Raw genomic sequence first — 16,467 nt, 5'->3', positions numbered from 1 at the left:
TCCCATGCCGAAACTTACCATCGACGGGATCGAGATCGAGGTCGAGCCGGGCACCTCGATCCTCCAGGCTTGCGAGCAGCTGGGGATCGAGATTCCGCGCTTCTGCTACCATGAGCGTCTCAGCGTGCCGGCCAACTGCCGCATGTGCCTCGTGGAGATGGAGCGCGCGCCCAAGCCGGTCGCGTCCTGCGCCATGCCCTGCGGCGACGGAATGGTCGTCCGCACCAACAGCGAGACCGTCCTGAAGGCCCGCAAGGGCGTCATGGAGTTCCTGCTGATCAACCACCCGCTGGATTGCCCGATCTGCGATCAGGGCGGTGAGTGCGATCTGCAGGACCAAGCCATGGCCTATGGCTTCGACCGCGGCCGCTACGGCGAGAACAAGCGGGCGGTCAAGGACAAGTATATGGGTCCGGTCATCAAGACCATCATGACCCGTTGCATCCACTGCACCCGCTGCATCCGCTTCATCAACGAAGTGGCCGGTGTTCCCGATGTCGGCGCCGTCTATCGCGGCGAGCATATGGAGATCACCACCTTCGTCGAGAAGGCGATCGGGTCCGAGCTGTCGGGCAACCTCGCCGACGTCTGTCCGGTGGGTGCCCTGACCCACAAGCCCTACGCCTTCACGGCGCGTCCGTGGGAGCTGCGCAAGACCGAGACCGTCGACGTCCTCGACGCCGTCGGCTCGAACATCCGCGTCGACGCCCGTGGGCCCGAGGTGATGCGCGTCCTGCCGCGCGTCAACGACGACATCAACGAGGAGTGGCTGAACGACAAGAGCCGCTACTCCTACGACGGTCTGAAGCGCCAGCGTCTTGACCGCCCCTACATCCGTCAGAACGGCAAGCTGGTCCCGGCCAGCTGGGCCGAGGCCTTCACCGCCATCGCGGCGCGCCTGAAGGGCCTGTCCGGCAGCCGCATCGCCGCCATTTCCGGCGATCTGGTCGATGTCGAGGCGCAGTTCGCGCTGAAGGAGCTGCTGTCGCGCCTGGGTTCGACGAACCTGGATTGCCGCCAGGACGGTGCGCGGTTCGACACCTCGGTGCGCGCCGGCTACCTGTTCAACTCGGGCATCGCCGGCATCGAGAAGGCCGACGTGATCCTGCTGGTCGGCACCAACCCGCGCTGGGAAGGCACGCTGGTCAACGCCCGCATCCGCAAGCGCTATCTGGCCGGCGGCGTGACCATCGCCTCCATCGGCGAGCAGCGTGACCTGACCTATCCGTACAGCGTGATCGGCAGCGGTCCGGACACGCTGCAGCAGCTGGTCGACGGCAGCCACCCGTTCTCCGAGACGCTGCGCGCCGCCAAGAACCCGATGATCATCGTCGGCATGGGCGCCTTCCAGCGCGCCGACGGCCTCGCGGTCCAGGCCGCCGCCCGTCTGGTCGGCGAGGTCTACGGCATGTTCCGCGACGACTGGAGCGGCTTCAACGTGCTGCACACCGCCGCGGCGCGCGTTGGCGGCATCGAGGCCGGCTTCCTGCCGGGCGAGGGCGGCCGCGACCTCCATGGCATCCTCGACGGCGCGTCGAAGGGCGAGATCGACTTCGTCTACCTGCTGGGGGCCGACGAGATCGACATGGCCAAGCTCGGCAACGCCTTCGTCGTCTACCAGGGCCACCATGGCGATGCCGGCGCCCACCGCGCCGACGTCATCCTCCCGGGTGCCGCCTACACCGAGAAGAACGCGGTCTACGTCAACACCGAAGGCCGTCCGCAGCTCGCCCGTCTCGCGGTCTTCCCGCCGGGCGAAGCGCGCGAGGACTGGAAGATCGTCCGCGCCCTGTCGGAAGTCCTGGGCACCACGCTGCCCTTCGACACGCATGGCCAGCTGCGTCAGCGGCTGATGGCGGCGAACCCGATCTTCGGCGCGGTCGGCGAGATGACCCCGGCCAGCTGGGCGCCGTTCGGCGCGCAGGGCCCGGTCGACGCCAACCCCTTCGTGACGCCGATCACCAACTTCTACATGACCGACCCGATCAGCCGGGCGTCGGTGACGATGGCCAACTGCACGGAAGCGCTGGTGGGCCCTGCTCAGGAGAGGACTGGCACCCATGGCTGAGTTCTGGAGCGGCTTTCTCCTGCCGCTGATCATTATGGTCCTGCAGATCCTGGCGATCACCGTGCCGCTGCTGGTCGCCGTCGCCTTCATGACCTATGCCGAGCGCAAGATCATGGGCGCGATGCAGATGCGCCAGGGTCCGAGCATCGTCGGCCCCTTCGGTCTGATGCAGCCCTTCGCCGACGGCCTGAAGCTGTTCGCCAAGGAGCAGATCCTGCCGGAAGGCGCCAACCGCGTGGTGTTCTACATCGCGCCGATGCTGACCTTCTTCCTGGCGCTGATCGCCTGGGCGGTCATCCCGTTCGACTACGGGGTGGTGCTGTCCAACATCAATGTCGGCGTGCTGTACCTGTTCGCGATCTCCTCGCTGGGCGTCTACGGCATCGTGATGGCCGGCTGGGCCTCGAACTCGCGCTACGCCTTCCTCGGTGCGCTCCGCTCCGCGGCGCAGATGGTGTCCTACGAGGTCTCGATGGGCCTCATCATCATCACCGTGCTGCTGTGCGTCGGTTCGCTGAACCTGACCGAGATCGTGCGGGCCCAGGAGAAGGTCTGGTTCTGCATCCCGCTGCTGCCGATGTTCGTGATGTTCTTCATCTCGGCGCTCGCGGAAACCAACCGCGCCCCCTTCGACCTGCCGGAAGGCGAGTCGGAACTGGTCGCCGGCTTCATGGTGGAATACAGCTCCGCTCCCTTCGCGCTCTTCTTCCTTGGCGAATACGCCAACATGATCCTGATGAGCGCGATGACGAGCATCCTGTTCCTCGGCGGCTGGCTGCCTCCGCTGCCCTTCGCGCCCTTCACCTGGGTGCCGGGCATCGTGTGGTTCGCCCTGAAGATCGCGTTCTGCCTGTTCACCTACGTCTGGGTTCGCGCCACCGTGCCGCGCTATCGCTACGATCAGCTGATGCGCCTGGGTTGGAAGGTCTTCCTGCCGCTGTCGCTGTTCTGGGTCGTGCTGACCGCCGGTGTGCTGGTGACCTTCGGCTGGCTGCCGAAATAAGCGGGATCCCTGCAAAAGCCAGCCTGCACCGAACCCACCATTGACGTGTCGATTTGAGTGCCGGCGAGCCAACCGACGAAACGGGCGGCCGCCGGCGAGGAAGGAGACGAAGAGGCCATGGCGTTCCTCGACCGCGCGGCGCGCAGCCTGTTCCTGACCGAGCTGCTGGGCGGCATGGCGCTGACCTTGCGCTACATGTTCAAGCCCAAGGTCACCCTGAACTACCCGTATGAGAAGGGCCCCATCAGTTCGCGCTTCCGCGGCGAGCATGTACTCCGCCGCTATGCGAGCGGCGAGGAGCGCTGCATCGCGTGCAAGCTGTGCGAAGCGGTGTGTCCGGCTCTCGCCATCACCATCGAGGCCGAACCGCGGGACGACGGCAGCCGCCGCACCACGCGCTACGACATCGACATGACCAAGTGCATCTACTGTGGCTTGTGCCAGGAGGCCTGCCCGGTCGATGCGGTGGTCATGGGGCCGAACTTCGAGTTCTCCACCGAATCCCGGGAAGAGCTCTTCTACAACAAGCAGAAGCTGCTGGCGAACGGCGACCGCTGGGAGGCGGAAATCGCCCAGAACCTCGCGGCCGAGGCTCCTTACCGGTAAGCGGAAGCGAGAAAAACGATGATACTCCAAGGCATCGCCTTCTACGTGTTCGCCGCGCTGCTGGTGGCCTCCGGTGTGATGGTCATCTCGGCGCGGAACCCCGTTCACTCAGTCCTTTTCCTGATCCTCGCCTTCTTCCAGGCGGCCGGTCTCTGCCTCCTGATGGGGGCGGAGTTCATCGCGATGATCCTCGTCATCGTCTATGTCGGCGCCGTGGCCGTGCTGTTCCTGTTCGTGGTGATGATGCTTGACATCAACTTCCGCGAGCTGCGCAAGGGGGCCATGGAAGCGCTGCCGCTGGGCGCGCTGGTCGGGCTGATCCTGCTGGCTGAACTGGCCGCCGTGGTCGGCGGCTGGATCGTCGCGCCGAACGTCGCCGCCATCGCCGGCGCGCCGACCCCGTCGATCGATCAGGTGTCGAACACCCAGGCTCTGGGCCGGCTGATGTACACGCAGTATGTCTACCTGTTCCAGGCGTCGGGCATCGTCCTGCTGATCGCCATGATCGGCGCGATCGTGCTGACGCTGCGGCACCGTCCGGGCGTGCACAAACAGAATATCGGCGTCCAGATCGCCCGTCGCCGGGAAGAGGTGGTCGCCATCCGCAAGGTCACGACCGGGGAGGGCGTGTGATCATGGAGATCGGTCTCGGACATTACCTGACGGTCTCGGCCATCATCTTCACGCTGGGTGTGCTGGGCATCTTCCTGAACCGGAAGAACGTCATCATCATCCTGATGTCGATCGAGATGATGCTGCTGGCGGTGAACCTGAACCTCGTCGCCTTCTCGACCTTCCTGCACGATCTGGTCGGCCAGATCTTCGCCATGATCATCCTGACCGTCGCCGCCGCCGAGGCGGCCATCGGCCTCGCCATCCTGGTGGTCTACTTCCGCAACCGCGGCTCGATCCGAGTCGAAGACATCAACATGATGAAGGGCTGAGGCGGCGCCATGGAAGTGCTAGTCGTATTCCTTCCGCTCCTGGCGTTCCTCGTCGCCGGATCGATCGCGCTGTTCGGCGGGCCGAAGGCCGCGCCGGCGGCTGCCGGTCACGGAAGTCACGGTCACGGGCACGACGATCATGGGCACGCCCAGATCGCCCATGCCCATGACGATCATGGTCACCACATCTCGCACGACGAGCTGGACCACGCGCACGACGACGCCCACGACGACCATCATGTCATCGCCGGGCCGCCGACGGTGGGCGACCGCGTCGCGCAGTTCGTGACCGCGGGCGCGGTGGTCGTCTCGGCGATCCTGTCCTGGATCCTGTTCTTCGACGTCGCCGTGCATGGCCATCCGCGCACGATCGAGCTGATGACCTGGATCCAGAGCGGTACGCTGGACGTGAAGTGGGCGCTGCGCGTCGACCAGCTCACCGCGGTGATGCTGATCGTCGTCAACACCGTCTCGGCCTGCGTGCACGTTTATTCCATCGGCTACATGGCCGAGGATCCGCAGAAGCCGCGCTTCATGGGCTACCTGTCGCTGTTCACCTTCGCCATGCTGATGCTGGTGACGGCGGACAACCTGGTCCAGCTGTTCTTCGGCTGGGAGGGCGTCGGTCTGGCCTCCTACCTGCTGATCAATTTCTGGTACGAGAAGCCCTCGGCCAACGCCGCCGCCATGAAGGCCTTCCTGGTCAACCGGGTCGGCGACTTCGGCTTCGCGCTCGGCATCTTCGCGATCTTCGTGCTGACCGGCTCGGTCCAGTTCGACGCGATCTTCGCCAAGGCACCGACGCTGACCGGCGAGACGCTGCATTTCCTCAGCTGGAACTTCAACGGCCTGACCATCGCCTGCCTGCTGCTGTTCATGGGCGCGATGGGCAAGTCGGCGCAGCTCGGCCTGCACACCTGGCTGCCGGACGCGATGGAAGGCCCGACCCCGGTGTCGGCGCTCATCCACGCCGCCACCATGGTTACCGCCGGCGTCTTCATGGTCTGCCGCCTGTCGCCGGTCTTCGAATACGCCCCGACGGCGCTCGAAGTCGTGACGGTGGTCGGTGGCCTGACCGCCTTCGTCGCGGCGACCATCGGCTTCACCCAGTTCGACATCAAGCGCGTCATCGCCTATTCGACGATGTCGCAGCTCGGCTACATGTTCTTTGCCGCCGGCGTCTCCGCCTATGGCGCGGCCATGTTCCACCTGTTCACGCACGCCTTCTTCAAGGCATTGCTGTTCCTTGGCGCCGGCTCGGTCATCCATGCCCTGCACCATGAGCAGGACATGCGGAAGATGGGCGGCGTCTGGCGCAAGATCCCCTTCACCTATGCGGTGATGTGGATCGGCAATCTGGCGCTCGCCGGTCTGCCCTTCTTCGCTGGCTACTATTCCAAGGACATGATCCTGGAGGCGGCCTTCGCCTCGGGCAGCGGGGTGGGGCGCTTCGCCTTCGCGCTCGGCATCGCGGCAGCCCTGCTGACCGCCTTCTACTCCTGGCGCCTGCTGTTCATGACCTTCCACGGCACGCCGCGGATGGACAAAGAGGTATACGACCACGCCCATGAGTCGCCGGTCGTCATGCTGGTCCCGCTCGCAGTCCTGACCCTGGGCGCCCTGTTCGCCGGTGTCGGCTTCCACGAGTATTTCATCGGCCATGACCGTGCGGAGTTCTGGGGCAAGGCCATCATGACCCTGCATGGCCACGACGCCATCGAGGCCGCACACCATCATACCCCGGGTTGGGTCGCCCTGGCCCCGCTGGTCGTCGGCCTGATCGGCATCGCCATGGCCTACATCGGCTACATCCAGATGCCGCGCCTGCCGGGCCGGATTGCCGCCACCTTCCGCGGCATCCACCAGTTCCTCTACAACAAGTGGTACTTTGACGAGCTGTACGACGCGCTGTTCACCCGTCCTGCCAAGGCCCTGGGCTACGGCCTGTGGAAGTCGGGCGACGGGGCGGTGATCGACGGCGTGGGCCCGGACGGCGTCGCCGCCGCCACCCGCGACGTCGCGGCCCGCGCCAGCCGGCTGCAGTCGGGGTACGTCTATCACTACGCCTTTGCCATGGTGATCGGGGTCGTCCTGTTCGTCGCCTGGCTGTCGGTCTTCGGCTGAGCGGTTTCGAAGGAGAACAACAACAATGGCTAGCTGGCCGATCCTGTCGTTCGCGACCTTCCTGCCGCTCGTGGGCGTCGCGCTGATCCTGCTGTTCTGCCGGGGCAACACCCCGGACGTGCTGCGGAACGTGCGGTTCATCTCGCTGTGGACGACCCTCGTCACCTTCGTCCTGACCCTGCTGGTCTGGGCCAACTTCGATCCGCGCAATCCCGGCTATCAGATGGTCGAGAAGGCGGGCTGGATCCCCGAGTTCGGCATCAACTATCACATGGGCGTCGACGGCATCTCGGTGCTGTTCGTCGTCCTGGCCGGCTTCCTGATGCCGCTGTGCATCCTGGCGAGCTGGGAGTCGGTTCAGGTCCGCCTGAAGGAATACATGATCGCCTTCCTCGCGCTGGAAACCCTGATGATCGGGATGTTCTGCGCGTTGGACTTCGTGCTGTTCTACATGTTCTTCGAAGGCGTCCTGATCCCGATGTTCCTGATCATCGGCATCTGGGGCGGCCCGCGCCGCGTCTATGCCGCCTTCAAGTTCTTCCTCTATACGCTTCTCGGCTCGGTCCTGATGCTGCTGGCGATCCTGGCCATGTACTATGTGGCCGGCACCACCGACATCCCGACCATCACCGCCACCCAGTTCCCGCGCAACATGCAGCTGTGGCTGTGGCTGGCCTTCTTCGCGTCCTTCGCGGTGAAGGTGCCGATGTGGCCGGTCCACACCTGGCTGCCGGACGCCCACGTCGAGGCGCCGACCGCCGGTTCGGTGATCCTGGCCGGCGTGCTGCTGAAGATGGGCGGTTACGGCTTCCTGCGCTTCAACATTCCGATCCTGCCGGAAGCGACCGAGTATTTCGCGCCGCTGATCTACACCCTGTCGGTCGTCGCCGTGATCTACACCTCGCTGGTCGCTCTCGCCCAGGAGGACATGAAGAAGCTGATCGCCTACTCGTCGGTCGCCCACATGGGCTTCGTCACCATCGGCATGTTCGCGCTGAACCAGCAGGGCATCGAAGGCTCGGTGTTCCAGATGCTGTCGCACGGCGTGGTGTCGGGTGCGCTGTTCCTGTGCGTCGGCGTCGTCTATGACCGGCTGCACACCCGCGAGATCGCCCGCTACGGTGGCCTCGTGAAGAACATGCCGAAATACGCGGTGGTCTTCCTGTTCATGACCATGGCCTCGGTCGGTCTGCCGGGCACCGCCGGCTTCGTCGGCGAGTTCCTGGTGCTGATGGGCGTCTTCCGCGACAACACCTGGGTCGCCGCCCTGGCCGCCACCGGCATGGTTCTGGGTGCCGCCTATGCGCTGTGGCTGTACCGCCGCGTCGTCTACGGCAAGCTGACCAAGCCGGACGTCAAGGCGATGTTCGACATGACCCCGCGCGAGATCGCGGTGTTCGTGCCGCTGATCGCCGTCGTCCTGTGGATGGGCGTCTACCCCAGCAGCTTCCTGAACGTCACCTCGGCATCGGTCGAGCAGCTGATCCAGACCTACCAGACCAAGCTGGCCGCGTCGCACGCCGCGTCCGGCGTCTCGGTCGCCGCTCGGTAAGGGGTTCTTCGACATGACCGCAGTGTTTCCCGACATCTGGCCGGCCCTGCCGGAGATCTTCCTGGCTCTCTCGGGCGTCGCCCTGCTGATGCTGGGCGTGTTCCGCGGCGACGGCTTCACCCGTCCCGTCTCCTACCTGTCGATCGTCTGCATGCTGCTCGCCGCCATCCTGGCGATGGGCTACGGCAGCGGCCGGGTCGTCACCTTCAACGGCATGTTCGTGATGGATGCCTTCGGCGTCTTCATGAAGGTACTGGTGCTGGTCTCCGCGGCCTTCGCGGTGATCCTCGGGCTGGGCTTCAACGAGCGGGAGCAGATGTCCCGCTTCGAGTTCCCGGTCCTGATGATCTTCGCCACGCTCGGCATGCTGATGATGGTGTCGGCCAACGATTTCATCTCACTGTATGTCGGCCTGGAGACGCAGAGCCTCGCGCTCTACGTCATCGCCGCCTTCCGCCGCGACAGCGGCAAGTCGTCGGAAGCCGGCCTGAAGTACTTCGTCCTTGGCTCGCTCTCCTCGGGCATGCTGCTGTACGGCGCTTCGCTGGTCTACGGCTTCGCCGGCACCACCTCCTTCGACAAGGTCGCGGCCCTGTTCGCCGGTGGCGCCCATGTGTCGCCGGGTCTGGTGATCGGTCTGGTGTTCGTGATGGCCGGTCTGGCCTTCAAGGTCTCGGCCGCGCCGTTCCACATGTGGACGCCGGACGTGTATGAGGGTGCGCCGACCCCGGTGACCGCCTTCTTCGCGGCGGCTCCGAAGGTGGCGGCCATCGCCCTGCTGACCCGGGTGGTGATGGAGCCGTTCGGCCATCTCGCCGCCCAGTGGCATCAGGTTCTGGTGGCGACCGCCATCCTGTCGATGGTGATCGGTTCCTTCGTCGCCATCATGCAGACCAACATCAAGCGCCTGATGGCCTACAGCTCCATCGGCCATGTCGGTTACGCGCTGGTGGGCCTGACCACCGGCACGCAGGACGGTGTGCGCGGTGTGCTGATCTACATGGCGCTCTACATCGCCATGAACATCGGCGCCTTCGCCGTCATCCTCAGCATGAAGGCCAAGGGCCAGATGCTGGAGGAGATCAAGGACTTCTCCGGCCTGTCCAAGACCAATCCGATGCTGGCCGCGACCATGGCGATCTTCATGTTCTCCATGGCCGGCATCCCGCCGATGGCCGGCTTCTTCGGCAAGCTCTATGTCTTCCTGGCGGCCGTCGCCGCCCAGGAATACACGCTGGCCGTGGTCGGTGTGCTGACCAGCGTCGTCGGCGCCTTCTACTACCTGCGCATCATCAAGATCATGTATTTCGATGAGCCTGCGGTCGTGGTCGACAAGGTCGATGACGACGGCATGACTGGTGTCCTGGTTCTGACCAGCCTGTTCACCCTGCTGTTCTTCGTCGCTCCGGCGCCGATCCTGAATGGCGCGGCGGCTGCCGCGGCGGCTCTGTTCGCCGGGTGACATCGGACCGATGACACTATCGCTCGAAGCGGAGGCGGCGCGTCTGCGCCTGCCTCCGGGCTTCCAGGTCAAGGCCTTCGACTCCGTCGGCAGCACGAACGACGAAGCGAAGGCCTTGTCGCGTTCAGGGGCACCGGAAGGCACCATCGTCTGGGCCCGCCGGCAGAACAACGGCCGAGGCCGCCGAGGCCGGGCCTGGACCTCCCCGGAAGGCAACCTCTACAGCACGACCATCCTGCGGCCCGGCCTGCCGCCGGCCGAGGCCGCCCAGATCTCGTTCGTGGCCGCTCTGGCCATTGCCGAAACCGCCGAATCGGTGCTACCCGATCCCGGCGGCGTCCGCTGCAAATGGCCGAACGACGTGCTGGTGCGTGACCGTAAGCTGTCTGGCATCCTCCTCGAGTCGGAGCCGACGCCCGACGGCAACGTCGCCTGGGTGGTGCTGGGTGTCGGCATCAACCTGCGGCATTTTCCCCCGACAGCCGATTACGGCGCCACCTCCCTGATTGCCGAGGGCGCTCCGCCCATGGGACCGGGGGCTCTGCTGGAGGTCTATGCGGAGCATCTGGCGAGCTGGTATGGCCGCTGGCGCGCCCATGGTTTCGCCCCGGTGCGCGATGCCTGGCTGTCGCGGGCCAAGGGGCTGGGCGGGCCGATCCTGGTCAGGCTGGCTGATCGGACCATCCCTGGCACCTTCGCCGATCTGGACAGCGACGGCGTTCTGTTGCTTGATCCAACGGACGGCGGCCCGCGTCAGCGGATCGCCGCGGGCGACGTGTTCTTCGCGCCGCCATCCGCCAGCTGAGTTCAAACGCCACCGCCTTCAGGATTTCCCCATGCTGCTTGCCATCGACGCCGGAAATACGAACGTGGTGTTCGCCATCTATGACGGCGACCGCCAGCGCGGCATCTGGCGCACGGCAACCGACCCCAAGCGCACCTCCGACGAATACATGGTGTGGCTGACCCATCTGATGGCTTTGAAGGGGCTGAAGCCGGTCGATATTCACGGCGCCATCATCGCCAGCGTCGTGCCGGGCGCGACCTTCAACCTGAAGCGGCTGTGCAAGGACCATTTCGGCTGCGAGCCGGTGATCGTCGGCCAGCCTGGCGTCGACCTCGGCGCCAAGGCGCTGGTCGACCGGCCGGAGGAGGTCGGGGCCGACCGCCTCGTCAACACCGTGGCCGCGGCGGCGACCTACAAGACACCACTGATCGTCATTGATTTCGGTACGGCAACGACCTTCGACGTGGTGGATGCCGACGGCAACTATCGCGGCGGCGTCATCGCGCCGGGGCTGAACCTGTCGCTGGAGGCGCTGCAGATGGCGGCGTCCAAGCTGCCGCGCGTCGAGATCCAGCCGCCGGCCGAGGTGATCGGCAGGAACACCATCGCCTGCATGCAGTCGGGCATCTTCTGGGGGTATGTCGGTCTGATCGAAGGGCTGGTTTCCCGCATCCGGGCGGAGTACGGCGAACCGATGCGGGTGGTCGCCACCGGCGGATTGGCTGTTCTTTTCGCCAAGGCTACCCATGTGATCGAACACACCGACAACGAGCTGACGCTCCGCGGTCTCCTCCTGATCCACAAGCGCAACACGGTCCAATGACACAATCCTCCAAGACAGCCGCCGGAACGTCCGAAGCCCCGGCGGACACCTTCGTTCCGGAGGATGGCGCACTGTATTTCCTCCCGCTCGGCGGTTCCGGCGAGATCGGGATGAACCTCAACCTCTACGGCCATCGGGGCAAATGGCTGATGGTGGATCTCGGCATCTCCTTCGCCGACGACACCATGCCCGGGCTGGACGTCATCATGCCCGACCCGGCCTTCATCGCCGAGCGGCGGAACGATCTGGTCGGCCTCGTGCTGACCCACGCGCATGAGGACCATCTCGGCGCCGTCCAGTATCTTTGGCCAGCTTTGCGCTGCCCCGTCTATTGCACGCCCTTCACCGCGGCCTTCCTGCGCGCCAAGCTGCATGAGAAGGGGCTGAGCAGCACGGTGCCGATTCACGAGATCCCGCTGGGCGGCACGGTGGAGGTCGGTCCCTTCTCCGTCGAATACGTCACCATGACGCATTCGATCCCGGAGCCGAACGCGCTCGCCATCCGCACCTCGGCCGGTACCATCCTGCACACCGGCGACTGGAAGCTGGATCCCGATCCGCTGGTTGGCGACACCGCCGATGAGGAGCGACTGCGCGCCATCGGCGACGAGGGGGTGCTGGCGCTGGTCGGCGACAGCACCAACGCACTGGTGCCCGGCGCCGCTGGTTCGGAGGCCACCGTCCGTGCCGCCCTGATGGAGCTGTTCGGCCGTTACCGCGACCGCCGCATCGCTGTCAGCTGCTTTGCCACCAACGTGGCGCGGCTGGAGAGCATCGCCGCCGCCGCCGCCGCGCACGACCGCCATGTGGCGCTGGTCGGCCGCTCGCTGTGGCGCATCAACGAGGCGGCGCGCGCAACCGGTTATCTCGCCGACGTGCCGAAATTCCTGTCGGAACATGACGCAAGCTATCTGCCGCGCGAAAAGCTGGTGCTGATCTGTACCGGCAGCCAGGGGGAGCCGCGCTCCGCCCTTGCCCGTATCGCCGCCAACGATCATCCGCAGGTGACGCTGTCCCGCGGCGACGTGGTGATCTTCTCGTCCCGCGAAATCCCCGGCAACGAACGCGCCATCGGCCGCATGCAGAACCAATTGGTCGCCCAGGGCGTCGAGTTGGTAACGGCGGACGAGGCGCCGGTCCATGTCTCCGGCCACCCGGCGCGGGACGAACTGGTCCGCATGTACCAGTGGGTGCGTCCGCGCATCGCCGTGCCGGTCCATGGGGAGCAGCGCCACCAGCAGGCCCATGCGGCCCTGGCGGAAGACTGCCAGGTCGCCCACAGCATCGTGCCGGCCAACGGCGAGGTCATCCGGCTCGACGGGCCGGAGGGCGCGCGGGTGGTGGCCCATGTGCGGGCCGGCCGCATGGCGGTGGACGGCAAGCGTCTGGTGCCGCTTGACACCGGCATGATGCGGGCCCGCAACCGCATGGTGAACAATGGCGCGGCTGTGGTCACGCTGGTCATGACCGCCACCGGTGAACTGATGACGGCACCACAGCTGGCGGTGATGGGGCTTGTCGACGAGGCGACCGACCGCGATCTGCTGCTGGACGTGGTGGACGCGGTGCGCGAGTCGGTGGCGATGCTGCCCAAGTCGGCGCGCGCCGACGACACCCAGGTGAAGGAGGCTGCGCGGATCGCGGTGCGCCGCTGCTTCAATGCGTCCCACGGCAAGAAGCCGGTGACGGAGGTCCATCTGGTCCGCGTCTGAGTGGAAACCGGTATAGCAGATTTGATGTATAACAGGCTTATCAGAGCCCGCTAACGGGCCAGGGGCAGCCAGCGAGAGGACACGCATGATCGGGAAGCTCAACCACGTTGCCATTGTCGTTCCGGACCTGCCGGCGGCGACCGCGCTCTATCGCGACACGCTGGGGGCGGCGGTATCGCAGCCGGTGGACCTGCCGCCGCACGGCGTGACCGTTGTCTTCGTCACCCTGCCCAACACCAAGATCGAGCTGCTGCACCCGTTCGGGGAGAAGTCGCCGATCGCCGGCTTCCTGGAAAAGAATCCGTCCGGCGGCATCCACCACATCTGCTACGAGGTGGACGATATCCTGGTCGCCCGCGACCGGCTGAAGGAGCAGGGCGCCCGTGTGCTGGGCGATGGCGAGCCGAAGATCGGCGCCCATGACAAGCCGGTGCTGTTCCTGCACCCGAAGGACTTCTGCGGGACGCTGGTGGAATTGGAACAGGCCTGATCCGGCCCTGATCGACCGAAGCGGGGAGGGGGCGATGGACAATTGGGTGACTGGGGCCTTCGTCTACATCGTCGTGTGGTGGGTGGTGCTGTTCGCGGTGCTGCCCTGGGGCGTCCGGACGCCGGAGACACCGGAACCGGGCATGGCATCCTCCGCGCCGGTCGAACCGCGCATCCTGCGCAAATTCATCATCACCTCGCTGGTCTCCCTGCTGGTGTGGCTGGTGATCTTCGGTATAGAGCGCTCCGGAATCATCTCCTTCCGGGATATGGCACGGGACATGTTCTGACGAACCAAGGGAGATGGGCGGGTGAGCCTGACCTATTGCGCGGCCGCACCCGGCCAACCCCATCACGGCCCCTACCATGATGGCGAATACGGTTTTCCCAGCAGCGACGACCGGGTGCTGTTCGAGCGTCTGGTGCTGGAGATCAACCAGGCGGGCCTGTCCTGGCTGACCATCCTGAAGAAGCGTCCCGCCTTCCGTGCCGCCTTCGACGAATTCGATATCGACCGGGTCGCCGCCTATGGCGAGGTGGAGCGGGCGCGGCTGCTGGCCGACGCCGGGATCATTCGCAACCGCCTGAAGGTCGATGCGGTGATTGAGAATGCCCGCCGTATCATCGCGCTGCGGGAAAGCCACGGCTCCTTCGACGGCTGGCTGCGTGCCCACCATCCGCTGAGCAAGGCGGAGTGGGTGAAGCTGTTCGGTCGCACCTTCCGCTTCACTGGCGGCGAGATCGTCGGCGAATTTCTGATGAGCCTGGGCTATCTGCCGGGTGCCCATCAGGCCGACTGCCCGGTCCAGGCGGCCGTGCTGGCACAGAGTCCACCTTGGAAGGCCGCTGTGGATGCGGGCTATCTCGGGTATCAGCTTATGGAATAGGCAAGTGCCCGCTCAGAAGTGCGGCAAACGCTGAAGCTCTGGGCAAAAATGCAAGAATTTTGTGCAAGAGATGCCCTTGCCTTTGTTTTGGGCTTGCCATCGCTCCGGCCCGGGTCCACTCTTTTGTAGTGACGAGGGGGGATCTTCCTCCCTTTCCGACGCCTGGTGGCGATTCCTCCCTAAACTCGACAGGCCGCGCCGCATCCGCCGCGCGGCCTTTCTTTATTTACCAGCCGGTCGGAACCTAGCAGACGGGGCCGTATGGCGCGTACGGCAGGCTGGACAGAAAATTTCCGTCGACGCTCCAGAAAACGTTAACGGTTTACTTGTTAGCGTTGCTTGGCTTAGCTCCCTTATCGGGATTTCTCCCGATCAGGGCAATCAGCCGGGCTTTCAGATCGCCACCGGGGGCCAAGCCGTCCGGGGGTTTTCCGCTTTGCCCGCTTATCCAGCTGGACCTTTGTCCGCCTCGGCGGGCGGCAGGAAAGGGACGACAGTCGAGGCGCCGATGGCCGCGAATGAAAACGAACGGTTCAATCAGTTCGCGGCGGTTGTGGCGGCCGAACTGTTGGAGCGCACCAAGAAAAGCATGGAGCTGCTGGCGCCTGAGCAACAGCCATGCTCGATCCTGCCCTTCATCCAGACTCCGTCCTTTGTCGAATTCTATCAGGAACTGGTGCGCGTCGGCATCCTGCCGGTGGTGCTCAGCCGCCGTCCGGTGCGTGCCATCGTCGGTGACGTCGATTGGGCGCGCGAAGGGCGGGAATATCTGCTGACCGTTCTCGACGACCGGTCCAATGCCATCTTCACCGCCTGGGAATATGCCTGGGACTCGCTGTGGGACGAGCGCAAGGTCGGGCAGGATGGCGGCAACGGTGGTCAGTCCAAGCCGAAGAAGGGCTTCTTCAGCGCTCTGTTCGGCCGGCGCCGCGAGGAGAAGGTCGGCGGTGGCGGCGGTGAGGGGGCGGAGGGCGGCGTGATGGCCGGCCTCCACACCATGCTGACCGAACTGGCGGAAAAGCGCGGCTTCCTGCCGCTGTTCCACGACGACGTCCGCATCCTGAAGGCTCTGCCGCGTCTGAAGCCCGGCCGCGTGGCGCAGGCATGGAAGGAGATCTCGCAGTACCACCACCAGGAGTTCTACCTGCCCGAGCCCGAACAGGCGAAGCCGGGTGTAACTTCCGATTGTCTGCAGAAATGGCATTACAATCTGCCGGACAAGATCGGCGAGTTCCTGGTGCTGAAGGCCGCGGTCGACCTGGAGCATGTGAACAAGCCCTTCATCGGCAAATACATCCGCCAGTCGGCGCGGACCCAGGAGGAGGCGGAAAAAGGAATGCCCTACCTGTCGCTTTACTGGAAGGCTATGCGCAACCCGGCCCCGGTGGCCGAACGGCACACGCTGTGAGCGCCCCCGGGATAAGGCTGTGCAGAGCCCTGCGCGCCGGGATGACGGCGTTGGTGCTTTCCCTGGTGGCGGCACCTGCGTCGGCGCAATCGACGCAACAGCTTCCCGGACCGGTCCCGCTGACCCCCGATACGGCCCGTGAGCGGCCGGTTGTCGATCTGTCGCTGTGCCAGCGGCTGACCCGTCACGTGCCGGCCGCCGATGTGGAATACCGCTCAGGGGTGGACGTGAATGGCCGCGCGGTCGCTCCGGCCGATCTGCCGGGCAGTGCCGGCGCGCAGCCGCCTATCCCCATCGACCTGCCGCTGTCGATCGATCTTGCCCGGCGCATGGGTGTCGCTCTGCCATCGGTGCCCTATCTGCCCAACGACATCACCGCGGTCTGGCTCAGCGTCGTTGGCGACCGACTTTATCTGAACGGCCAGCCGATCGATCCGGGAGCCGAGGAGCGCCTCTACGCCTATTGCCGCACCCGGTAACGAGAGAGGCCGGCCCTGAGACCCGGTGGGGGCTTACAGTGGACAAGTGCGGGCGACCTTCCTAAAGTCGCTCACCCGCCGCCCGTACCGCTCCTGTTCGCAAGAGCCATGTCCGCGCGGCCT

At 65.5% G+C, this 16,467-nt stretch carries 16 protein-coding genes; all 16 read left to right on the top strand.

The features are described from left to right. Window positions 1–4: 4 nt before the first annotated feature. Window positions 5–2,068: an NADH-quinone oxidoreductase subunit NuoG gene (gene nuoG / locus J2848_RS06795; protein WP_149229889.1), complete on the top strand. Its 2,064-nt coding sequence runs from the start codon at window positions 5–7 to the stop codon at window positions 2,066–2,068. After that, window positions 2,061–3,071 carry an NADH-quinone oxidoreductase subunit NuoH gene (nuoH, locus tag J2848_RS06790; protein WP_109086270.1) on the top strand — a complete coding sequence of 337 codons (1,011 nt, stop codon included), beginning with the start codon at window positions 2,061–2,063 and terminating at the stop codon, window positions 3,069–3,071. Before nuoG ends, nuoH begins: the two co-directional genes overlap by 8 nt. A 117-nt stretch (window positions 3,072–3,188) precedes the next feature. Continuing rightward, window positions 3,189–3,677: an NADH-quinone oxidoreductase subunit NuoI gene (gene nuoI / locus J2848_RS06785; RefSeq protein WP_042693501.1), complete on the top strand. Its 489-nt coding sequence runs from the start codon at window positions 3,189–3,191 to the stop codon at window positions 3,675–3,677. A gap of 18 nt (window positions 3,678–3,695) precedes the next feature. Then, window positions 3,696–4,310: an NADH-quinone oxidoreductase subunit J gene (locus J2848_RS06780; protein ID WP_149229890.1), complete on the top strand. Its 615-nt coding sequence runs from the start codon at window positions 3,696–3,698 to the stop codon at window positions 4,308–4,310. A gap of 2 nt (window positions 4,311–4,312) precedes the next feature. Further along, the gene (nuoK, locus tag J2848_RS06775) at window positions 4,313–4,621 is read left to right on the top strand and encodes an NADH-quinone oxidoreductase subunit NuoK (RefSeq protein ID WP_014248409.1); all 309 of its coding nucleotides are present in this window, start codon (window positions 4,313–4,315) and stop codon (window positions 4,619–4,621) included. 9 nt (window positions 4,622–4,630) lie between these two features. After that, entirely contained in the window at window positions 4,631–6,745 is a 2,115-nt protein-coding gene (gene nuoL, locus J2848_RS06770) for an NADH-quinone oxidoreductase subunit L (protein ID WP_149229891.1), read from the top strand. A gap of 25 nt (window positions 6,746–6,770) precedes the next feature. Next, window positions 6,771–8,297, top strand: a complete 1,527-nt coding sequence (locus tag J2848_RS06765; RefSeq protein WP_149229892.1) for an NADH-quinone oxidoreductase subunit M — start codon at window positions 6,771–6,773, stop codon at window positions 8,295–8,297. Between the two features lie 13 nt (window positions 8,298–8,310). Continuing rightward, window positions 8,311–9,759 carry an NADH-quinone oxidoreductase subunit NuoN gene (gene nuoN, locus J2848_RS06760; RefSeq protein WP_149229893.1) on the top strand — a complete coding sequence of 483 codons (1,449 nt, stop codon included), beginning with the start codon at window positions 8,311–8,313 and terminating at the stop codon, window positions 9,757–9,759. A gap of 10 nt (window positions 9,760–9,769) precedes the next feature. Further along, on the top strand, window positions 9,770–10,564 hold the full coding sequence (locus J2848_RS06755; protein ID WP_149229894.1) for a biotin--[acetyl-CoA-carboxylase] ligase: 795 nt from the start codon (window positions 9,770–9,772) through the stop codon (window positions 10,562–10,564). Between the two features lie 31 nt (window positions 10,565–10,595). Continuing rightward, window positions 10,596–11,369 carry a type III pantothenate kinase gene (locus J2848_RS06750; protein ID WP_109086265.1) on the top strand — a complete coding sequence of 258 codons (774 nt, stop codon included), beginning with the start codon at window positions 10,596–10,598 and terminating at the stop codon, window positions 11,367–11,369. Next, window positions 11,366–13,081, top strand: a complete 1,716-nt coding sequence (locus J2848_RS06745) for a ribonuclease J (RefSeq protein WP_149229895.1) — start codon at window positions 11,366–11,368, stop codon at window positions 13,079–13,081. Before J2848_RS06750 ends, J2848_RS06745 begins: the two co-directional genes overlap by 4 nt. Before the next feature lie 85 nt (window positions 13,082–13,166). Next, window positions 13,167–13,571, top strand: coding sequence for a methylmalonyl-CoA epimerase (mce, locus tag J2848_RS06740; protein ID WP_149229896.1), 405 nt, complete (start codon window positions 13,167–13,169; stop codon window positions 13,569–13,571). 34 nt (window positions 13,572–13,605) lie between these two features. After that, window positions 13,606–13,860 carry a DUF1467 family protein gene (locus tag J2848_RS06735; RefSeq protein ID WP_149229897.1) on the top strand — a complete coding sequence of 85 codons (255 nt, stop codon included), beginning with the start codon at window positions 13,606–13,608 and terminating at the stop codon, window positions 13,858–13,860. Between the two features lie 21 nt (window positions 13,861–13,881). Then, complete coding sequence (locus tag J2848_RS06730) at window positions 13,882–14,457, top strand: DNA-3-methyladenine glycosylase I (RefSeq protein WP_149229898.1); 576 nt, start codon at window positions 13,882–13,884, stop codon at window positions 14,455–14,457. A 508-nt stretch (window positions 14,458–14,965) separates the two neighbouring features. After that, entirely contained in the window at window positions 14,966–15,865 is a 900-nt protein-coding gene (locus tag J2848_RS06725) for a hypothetical protein (protein WP_149229899.1), read from the top strand. Between the two features lie 41 nt (window positions 15,866–15,906). After that, window positions 15,907–16,344: a hypothetical protein gene (locus J2848_RS06720; protein ID WP_246193677.1), complete on the top strand. Its 438-nt coding sequence runs from the start codon at window positions 15,907–15,909 to the stop codon at window positions 16,342–16,344. The last annotated feature ends 123 nt before the right edge of the window (window positions 16,345–16,467 follow it).

The organism is Azospirillum lipoferum (assembly GCF_024170005.1).
Lineage (GTDB): Bacteria > Pseudomonadota > Alphaproteobacteria > Azospirillales > Azospirillaceae > Azospirillum > Azospirillum lipoferum.
Note: the sequence above shows the minus strand (reverse complement) of the source record. Positions and strands in the feature narration are given on the sequence as shown.